The organism is Streptomyces sp. NPDC053076, assembly GCF_044546845.1.
GTDB lineage: Bacteria > Actinomycetota > Actinomycetes > Streptomycetales > Streptomycetaceae > Streptomyces.
In genome coordinates, this window is the sequence record NZ_JBITZL010000021.1 from 1 (window position 1) to 15501 (window position 15501).

The following is a 15501-nucleotide window of genomic DNA, read 5'->3' on the forward strand; positions in this document are numbered from 1 at the left end:
GGTCTGCCCGAACTTGCCGCACCAGCGGCGCACCGTCTCGTAGGAGACGACGATCCCGCGCTCGAGCATGAGCTCCTCAACCTCGCGGAACGACAGCGGGAAGCGGAAGTACAGCCACACACAGTAGGAGATGACCTCGACCGGGTACCGGTGCCCCTTGTACGACAGCGCCGCACTCCCCACGGACGACCCCTTCCAACCTGATCGACCCGAAGATCATCCCACCGGTCAGCCAACGTGACAGTGCCCTGAGAAGGGCTTCGGGTTCATCGAGCAGGACGGTGGGGGCCCGGACGTCTTCGCGCACTCCTCCGAGATCCAGGGCAACGGGTACCGCGAGCTGACCGAGGGCGAGCATGTGACCTTCGACATCGGCCAGGGGCAGAAGGGCCCGCAGGCGCAGAACATCGTTCGCGGCTGAGCGGGCAGGAGAGGCACAGAGTGAGGCGGCTGCCCGGTCCGGCAGCCGCCTCACTCATGCAGCGACCCAAGACGGTGGGCCGCCGGACTGGAGAGCGATGACATTGGCTCGCCGGCCGGAGCTGCTTCCCGCGTGACGGGCTCCTGAGAAGAAAGTTCGGCCGTTGCTCCCGCCTGGCGGGACGTGCCGCTGATCGGCCTTTTCTTGCAGGTCAGAGCCGTGTGGCGTGGTCTGCATGACAGTGGATATCAGGGTCGTCCGGGCCGGTCAGATGTACCGGTACTACCTGCGCGAGACCGTTGTCGGTGACGGCCGGCGCCCGGCCCGCACGCCGCTGCGCGAGGCCCAGGAGCAAGCCGGTGTCCCGGTCGGGCGATGGATGGGCCGGGGACTTGCCGTGCTCGGACTGGCGCCTGGTGAGGAGGTCACCGAGGCGCAGCTGCGGAACCTGTTCGGTGAGCGGGGCCGGCATCCGTACTCGCCGAAGGTCCGATAACGGTCGGCCCGGCGCTGGGCAGTGGTGGGCGAGACCTGGAAGCGTTCGGCAGCCCGGCGCAGGGACCAGTTTTCCTCGACCACGCAGCGGGCCAGGCGCAGTCGTCCGGTCTCGGTCAGGGGTGCATTACGGTGGGCACGAGGGCCTTTCGGTCGGTGTCGACGTCGCAATCCACACCGAACTCGAAAGGCCCTCACCTGTTCAAGATCCCTCAGCCGAGACCTGCCTCACCCGTCCACAACCTCCCCGGACAGAACACCTAGCGCGCGAGGTAGCCGCGGGAATCCGGGCCGCGCGGTCGAGCGGCTGGACGCCCCGCTCCGGTGGCTCGCCGTTCGAGCTGCGCCTTTCCGCCGCCGGCTGACCGGGACGGAGCGCCGGAGGGTCCAAGAATTGGTTTGCCGACCCGGTGGCTGTGTGTCACCGTTCGGCCTGGACTGGCAGTTGATCATCGGCGGTCGGTCGATGTCGACATGTCGGCGGCCTCTCGGGGATCCACCGGAGAGGTGACGAAACGATGGGAACCGGTGCCGTGGGGAACAGTTACGAGGACGAGTGTCGCCGGTCGTTGGCCGAGGAGCAGGCGAAGAGCCTTGCAAGGACCAACAACTGGGAACATGTGGACAGGGAGCGGGTCCACCAGGACTGGGACGTCCTGTACCGGGAGGTCACGGCTTTCCTGGACGGTGGCTCCCTGCCAGGGGACCAGCAGATCCAGGAGCTCGTCCGCAGGCACTTCGACATCGTCTGCCGGTTCTACACTCCCTCCAGGGAGGCTTACGTCGGCATGTCGCTCTTCTACGCCGAGGACGAGGCCATGAGGGCGTTCCACGATTCCTACCACCCCGGGATGGTGGAGTTCCTGGGCGCCGCGATCAAGGTGTTCGCCGAGCAGGGGAGCGGGTTCGCCCCCAGCGCAGGGGCCGAGACTTCGGCGTAGTCGGGCGACACGGGCCAGGACATGCATGGGCGGCTTCAGGCCCAAGGGCTGTCGCAGCCCCTGGGAGGAGGAAGCAGAGACCGGGGTCTCGGGCTGGTGCCGAGGCAACATCGTGCGTGAGGACGACTTCGTCTGCGTCTTCTGCGGGAGCGATCTGCCCGCGGCGTGGAACGTGGATCCCGCTGCGTGAGACCGCGGGTCACAGCCACTCGTTAATGGTCGCGACGAGGATGGTCGCCTCGTAGCGGACGGCGAACTTGTCGTATCGCGTGGCGACAGCGCGATGTCTCTTGAGGCGGTTGATCCCGCACTCGACCGCGTGACGCTCGCGGTAGTCGGCCGGGTCGAATCGCGGTGGCCGGCCGCCGCGGGAGCCGAGCTTCCGGCGGTTGCGCGCCTGGTCGGCCTTGTCTGGGATGGTGCAGCGGATCCCGCGTCGGCGCAGGTAGGCGCGGTTCTTGCGGGAGGCGTACGCCTTGTCGGCCCGAACCCGGCCGGGGCGGAGGCGTGGCCGGCCCGGCCCGATGCGAGGCGCGCGAATCTTCCCCAGCACGGGCTCGAACTGAGGCGAGTCGCCGCGCTGACCGGCCGTGACCACGATCGCCATGGGCTTCTGACCGTGCTCGACAGCCAGGTGCAGCTTGGTGGTGAACCCGCCGCGCGAACGTCCCAGCCCGTGATCGCCGGGCTCGGTGAACACGCCACCCGGTGGTTCTTTCTGCAGTTCACCCTGCTTGCGGGCCACGGCCGCATGCTGATGTGCTCGACACGAGGGCCTCGGGCCGTTCGCCACCGTGGAGTCGACGCTCAGGTCCCATGTGATCGCACCTTCCGCGTCGGCCAGGGACTGGAGACGGGTGAGGATCCGGTGCCAGGTGCCATTCCGCTGCCATCGGCGGAATAGGTCGTAGATCCGGCCCCACGGTCCGTACTTGACGGGCACGTCCCGCCACGGAACACCGGTTCGGACGCGGAACCGTATGCCGTCGATCAACTGCCGCCGAGGCCAGATGGGTGGCCGCCCGGCCCTTGTGCCCCTCGGCAACAACGGTTCCAGCACCGCCCACTGTTCGTCCGTGAGATCTCCTCGACCCATGAACCGAGATCATTCACAGCTCAAGATCCACTTTCGATACACGGCCTAGCTGCGCCGTACGGTCACCCCCTGGTCGAGCGCGGCCCGCTCGACGTCATCCCAGCTCGGCGGCGCGGGTGTCCTGGAAGGGCAACTCGACCGTGGCCGTGTACCAGTTGGCTCCTCGCGCCGGGGCCCTCAGTGCTGGCCTGTGTGGCCGGATACTCCCTTTTGCCAAGTCTCCTCCCGGCCAGGTGCTTTGGCCGATATCGTCGCCGTATGACGTGGTGGCAGGCGACGCTGTGGGGTCTGGCTGGCGGCGGAGCCGCAGCCGTGCTGTCCTTCTCGACGGCCGTGGTGTCGTCCGGCTACCACTGGCCCTGGCGGGGAAAGAAGAAGAAGGAGCTGTGGCCGCGGCTGTTCGTCCTGGCAGTTCAGAGCATGCTGGGAGCCGCGGTTGCCGCCGCTGCCCACGACCAGATCAGCGGCCCCTGGCCAGCCTTCATCTTCGGTGTCGGGGCGCCCGCCACGATCCGAGGCCTTCTCTCAGGTGTGGAGGTCGCCCCCCGGTCCATCGTCCGGCCGACCCCACAGACCCTGCCGGACGTAGCCCCGCTGCCGCCCGCCGCCTCGGAGGAGGACGTCCGTGAAGACGCCCCCTGACAGCCTCCTCGGCCGCCTCGCACTCGCCTCCCGCCCGTCCCTGCCGTGGCTGCGTGTTCACGCCTCCGGCTGGTGGGGCCGGGTCCTGCTCGCCGCCGGAGCCCAGCAGGCCGATAAGGACCTGGCCGGCGCGCGCCTGGCCGGCGCGGACCTGGCCGGCGCGCGCCTGGCCGGCGCGCGCCTGACCGGTACGATCCTGGTCGGCGCGAACCTGGCCGGCGCGAACCTCGCCGGTACGGTCCTGGCCGGCGCGAACCTGAGCGACGCGAACCTCACCGGCGCGGACCTGACCCGCGCGTTCCTGACCAGCGCGGACCTGACCCGCGCGAGCCTGACCAGCGCGGACCTGACCGACGCGAACCTGAGCGACGCGAACCTGACCGACGCAGACCTGACCGACGCAGACCTGACCCGTGCGTTCGTGCGCCGCGCGGACCTGACCGACGCGCGCCTGACACGTGCGCGCCTGACCAGCGCGAACCTGACCCGCGGGGCCCTGACCGGCGCGGACCTGAGCGACGCGAACCTGAGCGACGCGAACCTGGCCGGCGCGGGCCTGGCCGGCGCGAACCTGACTGGCGCGAACCTGGCCGGCGCGGACCTGACCGAGGTCGTTTGGTCAGAGCGAACGCGTTGGCCCGATGTTCTTGGTGAGAGCATGCGGAGGCGATCTGTCCCGATTGGGGGCGGCAAGTGGCGTATTCAAGGGGCGGGCAACAGTGGGGCGGACCTGGAGGTACCGCCCGTACCCGTGTCCTAAGGCAGTCCCCTCGGCGGCAATTTTTGGAACCCTTGCAGGTCAGTCCGAGTAACGCCCGCCGTCCCGGCCCAGCGCAAGGACCGCCGCGAGTACGAGAACCGCGTCAGCGCTCACTTTGGCCGGACCATGATCACCGGCTTAGCGTTGACCGCTGTACCGATGTTCCTACGGAGGCCAATTGCATCGGATGCGAATAGGCGACACCGGTCCTGGAGTTTGACCCAGGACGGCACGGAAGCGGCCCCACCGGCTGACCTCGGAACCACGGTAGGGGTCCTCTCGGCGGACTTCTGCGGGCCTCACTCCATCGAGCGATTGAACTGCGAAGAGCCCCCGAGTCGCATCTGATGCGAAATTCTCGCGTCAGATGCGATAGACCAGAGTGATGGCGGATGGGTGGGGACGGTTTCGTTCCAGGGTCTGCTCGGCTGCACCTGATCGATGGTCTGCCGCTGCTGCGGGCCGGACGAGCAGCCTTCGAGGCGATGATCAAAGGCTTGCGCAACCAGCAACTCGCCCGGAACCTCTCGCCGGGATACGTCGATGACTAGGAACGTACAGTCCGGGCCTTCACCCGGGACGCGGACGCGATGCCGTGGCAGTGGACGCCGCAGCACGTCGACGAGTGGTCGGCCGATTTGCGGGCCGTGCACGGATGCGTCCGCTCCACCCTGCGTAACTACCAAGGTTCCGTGCGCCAGTTCTGCGACTTCCTGACCAACCCAGCCTACGGTTGGGGCGACGAGTGCCTGCGGCACTTCGATACCCAGTCCAGGTGGTCTACGACTGGAACGCTGCAACGCACGCCGACGAAGCCGAGGGCGAGCCGGAACGACGGGCCTTCACCCGGCCCGAGCTGGAAGCGTTCTTCGACCACGCTGACGAGGAAGTGCTACGTGTTCGTGGCAAGGGCTGGCTGCCGGCCTTCCGGGACGCCACCATGTTCAAGGTCGCGTACGGCTACGACGGTCGGCCCGATCTCTTCCCCGGGACGCCCGGCGATCATGCGCACGAGCCGGGGCTGGCGCGTGCCATGTCTGCCCCTACGGAGAAAGTCCGCCCCGGCCTGGCCTGCCTGCTGCCTGCTCATCGGCGGCACGGCCAACTGAACGGTCGGGGACACCGAACCGCACGGGCAGCCATCGTCCCGGGGTTGCGATTGCCGGGTATCGGGGGATGTTTCCCGGGTAACGTCGTTATGCCGTAGGGCGGTTGGGCGAGGGGGTCGCAGTGACGGGTGTGGAGATCGCAGTTGGGTACGTGTTCGCGTGGCTGGTGCGCAAGGCCAGGCGGGTGACGGCGCCGGCTGACGCGGAGGTCGACCGGGTGCTGGACGCGGGGATAGAGCGCCTGCACACGGTGGTGGGGGTGAAGCTGGGAGCTGACCCGGCGCTGGAACAGGCCCGGGAGGAAGCCCGGGCCGGCGACGGTGAGCTCAGCGAGAGCACGCGCCGTCAGCTGGTCGACGCGCTGGACGAGGCCACCGTGAACGACACGGACTTCGCGCAGGCATTGGCGCAGGCCCTGGCCGCGGTGCAGGCTGTGGGGCCGGTGGACATCGCCCGCTACACCGGCGTCGCGAACGCCAGCGGTGGGGGCAGCGCGACCACCGGGGTGGTCCGGCCGGGTGGCACCGGCGGCGGGTCGGCGACTGCGGAGCACACTGGGGACGCCACCGCGCAGGGTACCGGTAGCAGGGCGAGTACGGGTGTCGACTACACCTGACCGGGCCGACGGCCCGCACGACAAGACCACTGCACCAATTCTTGGACCAGATCCCGCCGGGGAGGGGCCCGCGGTGCGCGTGACCGGTACCGGCGGCGCCCGTGCTGTGGACGGCGGGGAAGCGGTGACCGGCTACCGCGGGCCCGCCCCCGGCAACCCCGGCGCAGCACCGTCGCCCTCGGCGCGGGTGTCCGGTACGGGGGACGCGAGCGCGACCGCGCCCGGCGCGATAGCCAACAGCGGGTACATGACCGTGGTGCACCAGCGGCGCGGGCCGCAGGAACCGGCCCAGTGGCCGCACCAGGTCGGAACCATCCCGCCCCGGGCGCAATCCTTCCAGCACCGCACCGAAGCGGACCGGCTGACGGTGGCGGTCGACGGCGGCGGCACGGCCGTGCTCAGCCAGGTCCTGACCGGTATGGGCGGGGTGGGCAAGACCCAGATCGCCGCCGACTACGCCCACCGTGCCTGGCAGGACGGCAGCGTGGATGTCCTGGTCTGGATCACCGCGAGCAACCGCTCCCCCGTGGTGAGCGGATACGCGCAGGCCGGAGTCGAACTGTGCCGGGCAGACCCTGAGGACCCCGAACAGGCCGCCGCCGCCTTCCTGGCCTGGCTGATCCCCAAGGCCGCAGTCAAGCCGTGCCGGTGGCTGGTTGTCCTGGACGACGTTGCCGACCCCGACGACCTGCGCGGTCTGTGGCCGCCCGACAGCCCGCATGGCCGCACGTTGGTTACCACGCGCCGCCGCGACGCCGCCCTGACCGGAGAGGGCAGACACCTGGTGCAGGTCGGCCTGTTCACAGAGAAGGAAGCCGTCACCTACCTCACCGCATCCCTCAAGGCTCACGGCCGCGCCGAGCCCCGGAACCGGCTCGCAGCCCTGGCTGGCGACCTTGGCCGCCTGCCGCTGGCCCTGTCCCAGGCCGCCGCCTACCTCATCGACTCCGGCGACGACGTCGCCGCCTATCGCGACCTGCTGGCCGACTGCGCCACCACACTTGCCGACACTGTCCCTGACCGGCTTCCCGACGACCAGACTCTGGCTCTGGCCGCCGCATGGTCGCTGTCCGTCGACCGCGCCGACACCCTGCGTCCGGCCGGCCTGGCCCGCCCTATGCTCCAGCTAGCCGCCCTGCTTGACCCCAACGGCATCCCCGAAACCGTCCTGACCAGCGGACCCGCCCGTACCTTCCTCGCCGCGCGCCGCACCCCCACCGCTCAGGATTCCGCCGGAAATCCAGATCTGGTGACACCGAGAGACGCGATGCTCGCCCTGCGTGCCCTGCACCGCCTCAGCCTCATCGACCACAGCCCCGACACCCCCCACCGGGCCGTGCGTGTCCACCAGCTCATCCAGCGCGCCACCCGCGACACCCTCACCCCCCACCAGCATCACACCACCGCCCGCACCTGCGCCGACGCCCTGGTCGACGCCTGGCCCGCCGTCGAACGCGACACCGACCTCGCTCAGACCCTGCTCACCAACACCACTGCCCTGACCGACAACGCCGTGGAGGCGCTATACCAGCCCAACCTGCATGAGGTGCTGGATCTCGTAGGCAGAACCTTGCGGGAAACAGGTCAGGTCGCGGCCGCCCACGGCCACTACATCGTCCTCTCCATCAAAACCTTCCAGCACCATGGTCTCGACCACCCTGACACCTTCGCCACCCGGTACAACATGGCCTATTCGCGGGGAGAGGCGGGGGATGCGGCCGGTGCCGCGGCGGTGGTCACCGGGCTGCTGGCCGACCAGGTACGGGTGCTGGGTCCCGACCACCCCGACACTCTCGCCACCCGGCACAACCTGGCCCGGTGGCGGGGAGAGGCGGGGGATGCGGCCGGGGCCGCGACGGCCTTCGCGGAGCTGCTGGCCGACCAGGTACGGGTGCTGGGTCCCGACCACCCCGACACTCTCACCACCCGGCACAACCTGGCCTATCTGCGGGGGGTTGCGGGGGATGCGGCCGGAGCCGTGGCCGCGACGGCTGAGCTGCTGGACGACAGAGTGCGGGTGCTGGGTCCCGACCACCCCGGCACTCTCACCACCCGGCACAACCTGGCCCGGTGGCGGGGAGAGGCGGGGGATGCGGCCGGGGCCGCGACGGCCTTCGCGGAGCTGCTGGCCGACCAGGTGCGGGTGCTGGGTCCCGACCACTCTGGCACTCTCACCACCCGGCACAACCTGGCGCATTATCGGGGGGTTGCGGGGGATGCGGCCGGAGCCGTGGCCGCGACGGCTGAGCTGCTGGAGGATCACCTGCGGGTGCTGGGTCCCGACCACCCCGGCACTCTCACCACCCGGCACAACCTGGCCCGGTGGCGGGCAGAGGCGGGGGATGTGGCCGGTGCTGCACAGGCGTTCGCCGGGCTGCTGGACGACCAATTGCGGGTGCTGGGTCCCAGCCATCCCGACACTCTCACCACCCGGCACAACCTGGCCCACTTGCAGGGGGTTTCGGGAGATGTGGCCGGTGCTGCACACATGTTCGCCCAGGTGCTGGACGTCCAATTGCGGGTGCTGGGTCCCGACCACCCCAGCACTCTCACCACCCGGCACAACCTGGCGCATTGGCGGGGGGTTGCGGGGGATGCGGCCGGTGCTGCAGAGGCGTACGCCGAGCTGCTGGACGACCGTGTGCGGGTGCTGGGATCCGACCATCCCGACACCCTCGCCACCCGGCAGCACCTGGCCTATTGGCAGGGGTAAGAGCCTGGCTGTCGGGTTGCGATCGTTCGCAAGATCGGTCGGGAAGACCCAGCTAGTCCGGGCCGTCACCGAGATCGACGCGTTCAAGCGCCATGGTGGGCTTCCTCGCCGAGTTCGTGAGACGGCAAGAAGCGAAACGCCCACGTGCGGTACATGGGCTCCCAGGCCGACTCCGTCTGCGACGTCAAGGAGGACGGCTTCCGCAAGCGTGACGCAAGATGGTCATCCTCTTCCTCGGCGACCCTTAGTTCTGCAAGAGCCGCCCGTAAACGGTGATCACCGTACCCGCCCGCTGCAACCTTGGCACCGGTCCAGAGGCTCCCGCCTAGGGCATCCGCGTCACACAGGCCGATCTGCTCGACGCTGCGATCGGTCTACAGGCTGCGCCCCCTCGACTGGCTCGGCTGTAGGCGCACGGTGGCGGCCCGTTGGCGCTGCGCCGCCTGCTGCGCGACGGCAACCCGGTCGGCCGGCTCAGCTCCAAGGCGGCCGTCGAGGACGTCGCCGACCAAATGGCCAAGTCCATCCGGGTGATGCTCGACGACGCTGAGGCCGGGGAGGTCCTGAGCGACGCCGCCACGCGTACGCCGCGGTGGTGCGGTTCCCTACCTGGTGCGAGAAGGAGCGGGCGGCGTACCGGCTGCGGCAGCGCACACCGTCCGGACAGCGGGCGGCCACCGTCCGCACCAGGGCCGTCCGGCCGGACCCGCGCGACCGGTCTTCCAGTGGACTCCATCAGGGCGTTCTTGGAGCAGGACGTCGCCGAAGTTCACGAAGGCAAGTTCAGGAAGGCCGAGGGCCGGTGCGATCCACCGGTTGGCGTCGTCCATCCATGTGGTGGCCCAGCACAGCTCGAAGCCGAGCCGGAGCAGGATTCGTCCGTGCTCCGGGTTGAGCCAGACTCGCAGGGGGCGTCGTCGGGACGACCCGCGCACCTTCGACCCACCCACCAGAACCGCCCCTCCCCGGCGCATCCTTAGAGCTGTCCCGTAAATGATCTTTGACGGCGCCCGTCCGTCAGGGGCACGGACCCCCTCGACCACCTCGCGGTTCAGCCGCTCCTCCCACGCGGCGTGGCCGTCAGGTACAGCCGCCGGTACGCCGGGATGACGGTAACGAGCGAAGCCCTTGCAGGAACTCACCCCAGTGAGAGGACCATCAACCATGCCGTGGCCACGGCACGGGCACCAGTCGAACGCGGCGTCGCTCGCCTGAAGTCCTTCCTGGCGATCTTCGGCAAAAATCCCGGTGCAGCCCAAACCGCATGACGTCAATCGCCAAAGTCATCCTCACTCTGGAGCGGTAACGCTGAAGCAGCTCAGCCCGGTGGCAGGCCAGCGGGACCCGCTGGCCTGCCACCGGGCCGGAGATGTACTGGGTGTGCGCGTAGCGGACAGCGATTGCGAGCGCCGCCCGACTCGCACCGACCGCGCTGGCGCTCATGCAAAGTTTTCCGGCCGTCACCCGGCCGATCGCGTGCAGGAACCGCTTGCGCGCACTGCCACAGAGTTGGTGAGGATGCCGTCGGGCAGGAGCCGCCCGTGCTTGCCCTGGATGAGGGCGGTCCGCAGCAGGCGAACCTGGTCGAAGCTGGTGACGCAGTGGTCCACCGGGCTGCCGACGCGCTCGGACAGTACGGTCACGGTGATGCCCGGCAGCGTTCCTTCAGTTGAGGGCCAGATGCAGGCGGACGGTGGTGCCGGTCTCCTGGGCTTGGATTTCTACCAGGTCACACAGTTGGCGCACGGCCCACAGGCCGTGGCCGTGCGGCTGCCTGAGGCTCGGTGGCAGATAGCCGAGGTACCAGCCGGTGGTGGTGTGCCCGCTGTCAGTGACGTCGCAGACAATCCGGCGTCGCTCGCGCCAGAGCGTGACCTGTCCGGTGCCGCCGCCGTGCTGGACGGCGTTGGTGGCCACCTCGTTGACGGCGAAGGCGAGACCTTCCGCTTCAGTGGCCGACATCCCCAGTGACATGGCCCGGGCCGCCACGAACGTGCGTACTGCGGTCAGATCCGCGTCGAAACGCATGACCGCCTCCCTTCCGTCATGGGGAGGTCGCGTCAGCCCCCGGTGCCAGACGCCGGCGCAAGCGGGGGCGGCGTAGTGGACGCTGCTTTCAGTGGTGGCGCCGGTCACCAGCTGCGGGTGGGTGCGGCGGGCGTCGGCGAGGACGGGAGGAGGCAGGACGTGGGCGTCGTAGGGACACACGATCCAGGCCGGGCAGTCGGCGAAGGCCATGTTGATGATCGACTCGTACCGGGTCCATTCGGCGATTTCCAGCGCGTCGCGTCCGTGCCATACGGGCTCGCCGATGACACGGACCTGCCGGTGGCGCCCCGCATCTCCGGTGCGTTGGTCGACGTAACGGTGGTAGGCGGCCAGCGTGCGCCCCGGAGCGTCGTACCACCGGCGGCACGCGGGCGACGGTGGCGTCGGATGAGGCAGCGGCGATGCCCGCGCGAACGGGGAAGCGCCCGGCCGTCCGCTCGTACCGCCAGTGCAGGCGGCAGCCGGGCGAGCCGGGACATGGTGCGCTCATGTGAGGTCCGAGCAGGCACGGCCAGCGCTGACTTTAGGGCCGGCCCTGCGATCCGGGTGGGATCGCGCCTGAATGTGTCAGGGGCGGGATGCCGAGTGCAGGAGCGACCGGATGGTGTGGTGGATGAGGAGGTGGCCCCACAGCTCCTGCTCGACGCCCGCGGGCCAGCGCGAGCGCAGGACGTGCGGGGCGCCGCGCCGCAACGCGCCCAGAGTGTCCAGAGAAGCCTCGATCTCCCATCTCCGCCGGTAGAGGGCGGCCAGGCCGTGTGACGGGGCCGCTTCGTGGTCCAGGACGGTGGTGACGAGCCGGTCCGCCAGGCCAGTGGCGTCTCTGGCGGCTTCGATCACCCGGACCACGGGCGGATCCGTGCGGGGGCGGTGCGTGCCGTCCGTGACGAGGTCGCAGAGATAGGAGCCGTCCGGCAGAGCGGCGCGAACCGGCAGCGGCCAGGGGCCGATCCCCCACAGCAGGTCCGCCCCCGAGGCGCAGGCAGCGGGTATCAGCTCGATGCCGGTGAATCTGTGGTCGGCCAGGAGCAGGTCCCCCTGGGCGACGGCACCCAGCAGTTCGCGTGTGAGCGTGTGCCTGGGGTGTGAGGAGCGGCCCAGCGCCGCCCGGGTGATCGCGTGGGTGCCGCACTCGGCCAGCGCCACGACGTGGACCTGAGTAAATGCAGGCCGTCCCGCTGCTGTTGCGGGCGGGGGGCCGTACCGTGCCCGGTTCTCCACGCTGTCCGGGACGCCGACCGAGGTTCCGTCGATCGCCAGCAACCGCCACTGGCGGTAGCGCTCGCCCTCCGTACCTGTGGTCGTTGGTGTGGGGCGTGCACGGCGCGAGGGGCGTGCGGGGCTTGCCACTTCGGCGAACAGGGCCGCCAGCGGTTCCGGACCGAGGCGGGCCCGCGCCCGGGAGATCGCAGCAGTCGTCGGCACCGGCCAAGGACGGCTGCCCTGCCCGGCCCAGGCCAGGCCCTCGGCGACCAACCGGGCCACCTGCGCGTAACTCTGCCGGGAGAACAGACACATCGCGAGGACGAAGTACACCACCGCTCGTGCGGGCAGCAGCCGACTGCGGCGCTCGGCCCGGCCGCATTCCGCGACCACGTGGTCCACCAAATCCGGCGGGAACGCGTGCACGAGCAGTCCGATTGCAAGGCGATCGGACAATCCTTCGTCCGCTGCCTTGACTTGTCCGGGTCGAGGCAAATCCGCATACCTCCTGAGAAGTCAACGGCGGGTTCCTTAAGTCACTGGTATCAATCCACTCTCTGTTGCCGACTTCCGGGCGGCGGCAAACCATGAGTGCGAGGGAATTTCGGCCGGACCCTTCTTCGTCGATGGACGTGAATAGGGCACTCCTGGTTGCGCTGGCAGATTCCCCGAAGAGGCCGCCTGTCAGAAAAACGATTCCGCACAGGCGGTGATCGTCGTGAGGCGGCTGAACAGAAAGGAAGGACGATGACAGATCGTGCGCTGCTCGTCGGTATCGACGAGTATCCGGATCCGGCCAACCGCCTCAACAGCTGCATCAAGGACACCGAGGTGTTCAAGGAGATGCTGGGGGACCAGTTCGGCTTCCGGGACTCCGAGATCCTTGTCCTGCACGACGCCGCCGCCACGCTGGCGGCCACCAGGGAAGGCCTGGACTGGCTGTTCGACGGCGCCGAGGAGGGCGACCGGCGCGTCTTCTTCCAGTCCTCGCACGGCTATCGCTACCCGGACGGCGACCTGATGACGGAGGTCCTCTGCTCGTACGACGGATTTCTGTCGGACAAGGAGCTCGTCGATCGCAGCAGCGCTCTCCCGCCCGGCGTGCTCACCGTGGTGCTCGACGCCTGCCACTCCGGAGGCATGGAAAAGGAGATCTTCGTCCAGGGGGTGCCGCGCACCGTTCGCAACAAGGTGTTCCTCGCACCGGCGGGGCAGCAGCGGGAGAAGGCAATGGCCCTGAACGAGGTGCGGGGCGTGAAGCTCTTCGGCCGCACCGCACTGCGCGACGAGGCCTCACTGGCCAGGAGCCTGACGAACCTCCCCCACCCGGCTCCACCGGCCAAGGGCCCCCTCACCGGGGGGCTGGAACTGAACGCCGTGCTGTTCACGGCCTGCCGAGCGGACCAGACCGCAGCGGCCGGCAGCGCCGCCACCCACTGGCTTTCGGCGTTCACCTACGCCCTGACCACTGAAATGGATCTGTCGATTTCGGTCGACGCCCTGCGCGACCGAACCACAGATCGCATCGAGGCCCTCAATATGAGCCAGACGCCCTGCGTATTCGCCTCCTCGGATCACCAGTACCTCCTCTCGGAAACGTTTCTTTCCGCGCAACCGGAAACGGACAAGGGGATGGATCTGAAGGTGGAGCAGCTGCTCCAGGGAATCCTTTCTGCGGGCGTCGGAGCGCCATCAAAGTCTTCCGGTGCCACGGGCGCCGGAGTCCAGAGCACAAAGCAGACGAAGGAGAAGGAGAAGGAAATGAGCACTACTGCCTACACCGACGACCAGGTCAAGGCCATTCTCGAAGACCTCCTCAAGCCGAGCACGGGGGCGAAGGACGTCGCCTACCCCCCGTTCGACGGAAACTGGTTCGGTGACGTACGTCTGTGCGCCGCGGCACTCGCCCCAGCCGTCGCGGCGGCGTACACCGCGGCAGGGCCGGGCAAGGCCCCGTCGGTCGACCGCCCGCTGGCGAACGCCGCCCATGTCGACGACAAGAGCCTCTGGGACCTCGCCGCCGGCCTGGCCCAGGTCGTCGTGCATGAACTGACCAAGGCGGGCGGCCCCGTCAAGGCAGCTCAGCCGACCGCGTCCGAGGTGCGTCGCCAGATCGCCGACAGCGTGCCGGAAGAGATCATGGGGCACCCGAAGTTCTTCGGCCTCCTGGCAACCCTGCTCGGCACCGTGGCACCGATGATCGTCAACGCGATCACCAAGGACTACAACCCTGCCGACCGCCCTGCCGGCGGCAGTGTCGGTGTGGAACTGCCCGCCGGACTCAGCAGGAACGAGCAGAAGGCGTGGTACAACGCGCTGTTCGACGCCGCGCGAGTGACCCTGCCGTACATCGTGCGGGCCCTCGGCTGACGGACCGCGGACCCTGCGGACCCCGCGTACCCGATCAGTACCCGATCACTTCGGGGGGTGACCGCCACACGGTCACCCCCCGAAGCCGTTCCGAGCCGAGGACGACCCCATGACGAGTTCCTCCGACGAAGCGGTCTACCGAAAGGCCGCCGCCGACCTCGCACGGATGACGTTGCCCGACCTGTCGGTGTTCCCCACCCCGCAGACGGAGGTCGCCATGGCCAAGGCCTTCCGGATGAACGGACCGAGGGAGGATTGGCTGGACGAATTCCGTTCCCGCATCAGGCACGACAGCGGGGAGCGGGTGGTGATGGAGGACGCCGACCGGGCGACCTTCCCACCGCCCCTGGACAAGAGCCCAGCCGCGTCCTACCAGCGCCTGGTCGATACCCGGACCTCCGCCGTGCAGCTGCTGGTGATGGGCCCGTTCAGCCCGCCCTTCCGCTTCGTCCCCGGCGCGCAGCCCGGGTCCCCCGGAACCCCGGACTGATCGGCGAGACCTGAGCGAGTTCGGCGGGCCGGCGGTGGGCAGCGGCGGCCTCGGGATCACCAGCGCGGGGTGTCGCTGAGGGGGAGGGCAGTTGCGGTATCGGGGGCTCGGTGAGCTGGGGTTCTGCAGGTCGTGTGAGAACGGCCGTTGCGGCGTCAGTCGCGGCTTGACCTGGGGTTGTTGCAGGTTGGTTGAGAATTGTCTGGGTGTTGCAGGTAGCGCTTCGGTCTAAAGGACCGAGGCGCTTTTTCGTGTTGTGGGATGCGTTTTTGCTGGTCAGCTCGCTGATCGACGGGGGTGGGGGCGGTGCCTGGTTTCGGCGTGGTGGTCGAGGCGGATGGCATCCAGGCTGGCGCTGTCACGTTGTTGGGTGGGTAGGTGCTGATGGCACGTCGTGGCGTGGTGGAGCCCGGTTCCGGGCTGTGGTCAGACCGCGGTGGCGAACCCGGCGACGCCGGTGATCTGCTCCCAGATTGCGAAGCGGACGGTCATCTCGGCGCGGTAGTCGTGTGCAGGCATCAGATGGCGGCGGGGCCGGAAGTGGGGCGAGATACCACTGAACGCGGACAGGAACCGCTGGGCCCTGCCCACTGAGC

Annotated in this window: 14 protein-coding genes and 6 pseudogenes; 12 read left to right on the top strand and 8 right to left on the bottom strand. The window is 69.1% G+C overall.

Annotation, left to right across the window (positions count from 1 at the left end):
• Positions 1 to 168 (bottom strand): annotated as a pseudogene (locus ACIGYR_RS38765) (IS6 family transposase); the annotation flags it as partial.
• 82 nt (positions 169 to 250) lie between these two features.
• Between ACIGYR_RS38765 and ACIGYR_RS38770 the strand changes: the two are divergent.
• Positions 251 to 421: pseudogene (locus ACIGYR_RS38770) on the top strand (cold-shock protein); the annotation flags it as partial.
• 271 nt (positions 422 to 692) lie between these two features.
• A complete protein-coding gene (locus ACIGYR_RS38775; protein WP_400014464.1) occupies positions 693 to 917 on the top strand; it encodes a relaxase domain-containing protein in 225 nt (74 codons plus the stop codon).
• On the opposite strand, the pseudogene ACIGYR_RS38780 reads toward ACIGYR_RS38775, so the two are convergent.
• Positions 860 to 1087: pseudogene (locus ACIGYR_RS38780) on the bottom strand (helix-turn-helix domain-containing protein); the annotation flags it as partial. The gene ACIGYR_RS38775 and the pseudogene ACIGYR_RS38780 overlap by 58 nt on opposite strands.
• A 362-nt stretch (positions 1088 to 1449) precedes the next feature.
• Between ACIGYR_RS38780 and ACIGYR_RS38785 the strand changes: the two are divergent.
• Positions 1450 to 1857, top strand: a complete 408-nt coding sequence (locus ACIGYR_RS38785; protein ID WP_399608822.1) for a TipAS antibiotic-recognition domain-containing protein — start codon at positions 1450 to 1452, stop codon at positions 1855 to 1857.
• 25 nt (positions 1858 to 1882) lie between these two features.
• Positions 1883 to 2047: a hypothetical protein gene (locus ACIGYR_RS38790; protein ID WP_399608883.1), complete on the top strand. Its 165-nt coding sequence runs from the start codon at positions 1883 to 1885 to the stop codon at positions 2045 to 2047.
• Between the two features lie 9 nt (positions 2048 to 2056).
• Here ACIGYR_RS38790 and ACIGYR_RS38795 read toward each other — a convergent pair whose 3' ends face one another.
• Complete coding sequence (locus ACIGYR_RS38795; protein WP_399608820.1) at positions 2057 to 2953, bottom strand: IS5 family transposase; 897 nt, start codon at positions 2951 to 2953, stop codon at positions 2057 to 2059.
• A gap of 258 nt (positions 2954 to 3211) precedes the next feature.
• On the opposite strand from ACIGYR_RS38795, the gene ACIGYR_RS38800 reads away from it, so the two are divergent.
• The 5 genes from ACIGYR_RS38800 to fxsT all read left to right on the top strand — a co-directional run bounded on the left by ACIGYR_RS38800 (position 3212) and on the right by fxsT (position 8793).
• Positions 3212 to 3595 (top strand): hypothetical protein, encoded by a 384-nt coding sequence (locus ACIGYR_RS38800; protein ID WP_399608817.1) that lies wholly within the window; start codon positions 3212 to 3214, stop codon positions 3593 to 3595.
• Positions 3579 to 4355 (top strand): pentapeptide repeat-containing protein, encoded by a 777-nt coding sequence (locus ACIGYR_RS38805; RefSeq protein ID WP_399608815.1) that lies wholly within the window; start codon positions 3579 to 3581, stop codon positions 4353 to 4355. The genes ACIGYR_RS38800 and ACIGYR_RS38805 overlap by 17 nt, the downstream gene beginning before the upstream one ends.
• Positions 4356 to 5130: 775 nt before the next feature.
• Positions 5131 to 5562, top strand: coding sequence for a hypothetical protein (locus tag ACIGYR_RS38810; protein WP_399608812.1), 432 nt, complete (start codon positions 5131 to 5133; stop codon positions 5560 to 5562).
• A 32-nt stretch (positions 5563 to 5594) separates the two neighbouring features.
• A complete protein-coding gene (locus ACIGYR_RS38815; protein ID WP_399608810.1) occupies positions 5595 to 6080 on the top strand; it encodes a hypothetical protein in 486 nt (161 codons plus the stop codon).
• A 73-nt stretch (positions 6081 to 6153) separates the two neighbouring features.
• Positions 6154 to 8793 carry an FxSxx-COOH system tetratricopeptide repeat protein gene (gene fxsT, locus ACIGYR_RS38820; RefSeq protein WP_399608808.1) on the top strand — a complete coding sequence of 880 codons (2640 nt, stop codon included), beginning with the start codon at positions 6154 to 6156 and terminating at the stop codon, positions 8791 to 8793.
• 713 nt (positions 8794 to 9506) lie between these two features.
• On the opposite strand, the pseudogene ACIGYR_RS38825 reads toward fxsT, so the two are convergent.
• Positions 9507 to 9848, bottom strand: a pseudogene (locus tag ACIGYR_RS38825) (hypothetical protein); the annotation flags it as partial.
• 61 nt (positions 9849 to 9909) lie between these two features.
• Between ACIGYR_RS38825 and ACIGYR_RS38830 the strand changes: the two are divergent.
• Positions 9910 to 10099 (top strand): annotated as a pseudogene (locus ACIGYR_RS38830) (transposase family protein); the annotation flags it as partial.
• A 154-nt stretch (positions 10100 to 10253) separates the two neighbouring features.
• Here ACIGYR_RS38830 and ACIGYR_RS38835 read toward each other — a convergent pair.
• The 3 genes from ACIGYR_RS38835 to ACIGYR_RS38845 form a co-directional block, all read right to left on the bottom strand.
• Complete coding sequence (locus ACIGYR_RS38835; RefSeq protein ID WP_399608806.1) at positions 10254 to 10436, bottom strand: hypothetical protein; 183 nt, start codon at positions 10434 to 10436, stop codon at positions 10254 to 10256.
• 22 nt (positions 10437 to 10458) lie between these two features.
• On the bottom strand, positions 10459 to 11238 hold the full coding sequence (locus ACIGYR_RS38840) for an anti-sigma factor RsbA family regulatory protein (RefSeq protein ID WP_399608877.1): 780 nt from the start codon (positions 11236 to 11238) through the stop codon (positions 10459 to 10461).
• Between the two features lie 171 nt (positions 11239 to 11409).
• A complete protein-coding gene (locus ACIGYR_RS38845; protein WP_400014462.1) occupies positions 11410 to 12540 on the bottom strand; it encodes an IS4 family transposase in 1131 nt (376 codons plus the stop codon).
• A 156-nt stretch (positions 12541 to 12696) separates the two neighbouring features.
• Here ACIGYR_RS38845 and ACIGYR_RS38850 point away from each other — a divergent pair, with 156 nt between their 5' ends.
• The gene (locus ACIGYR_RS38850) at positions 12697 to 14415 is read left to right on the top strand and encodes a caspase domain-containing protein (RefSeq protein ID WP_399608803.1); all 1719 of its coding nucleotides are present in this window, start codon (positions 12697 to 12699) and stop codon (positions 14413 to 14415) included.
• A 109-nt stretch (positions 14416 to 14524) separates the two neighbouring features.
• Positions 14525 to 14905: a hypothetical protein gene (locus ACIGYR_RS38855; RefSeq protein WP_391848212.1), complete on the top strand. Its 381-nt coding sequence runs from the start codon at positions 14525 to 14527 to the stop codon at positions 14903 to 14905.
• A gap of 426 nt (positions 14906 to 15331) precedes the next feature.
• Here ACIGYR_RS38855 and ACIGYR_RS38860 read toward each other — a convergent pair.
• Positions 15332 to 15501, bottom strand: a pseudogene (locus ACIGYR_RS38860) (IS6 family transposase); the annotation flags it as partial.

Bases quoted from the DNA above. Each gene is read 5' to 3' on its own strand.
- ACIGYR_RS38800 (WP_399608817.1), top strand. From the start codon at position 3,212: ATGACGTGGTGGCAGGCGACGCTGTGGGGTCTGGCTGGCGGCGGAGCC.
- ACIGYR_RS38775 (WP_400014464.1), top strand. From the start codon at position 693: ATGTACCGGTACTACCTGCGCGAGACCGTTGTCGGTGACGGCCGGCGC.
- ACIGYR_RS38795 (WP_399608820.1), bottom strand. From the start codon at position 2,953: ATGGGTCGAGGAGATCTCACGGACGAACAGTGGGCGGTGCTGGAACCG.
- ACIGYR_RS38855 (WP_391848212.1), top strand. From the start codon at position 14,525: ATGACGAGTTCCTCCGACGAAGCGGTCTACCGAAAGGCCGCCGCCGAC.
- ACIGYR_RS38790 (WP_399608883.1), top strand. From the start codon at position 1,883: ATGGGCGGCTTCAGGCCCAAGGGCTGTCGCAGCCCCTGGGAGGAGGAA.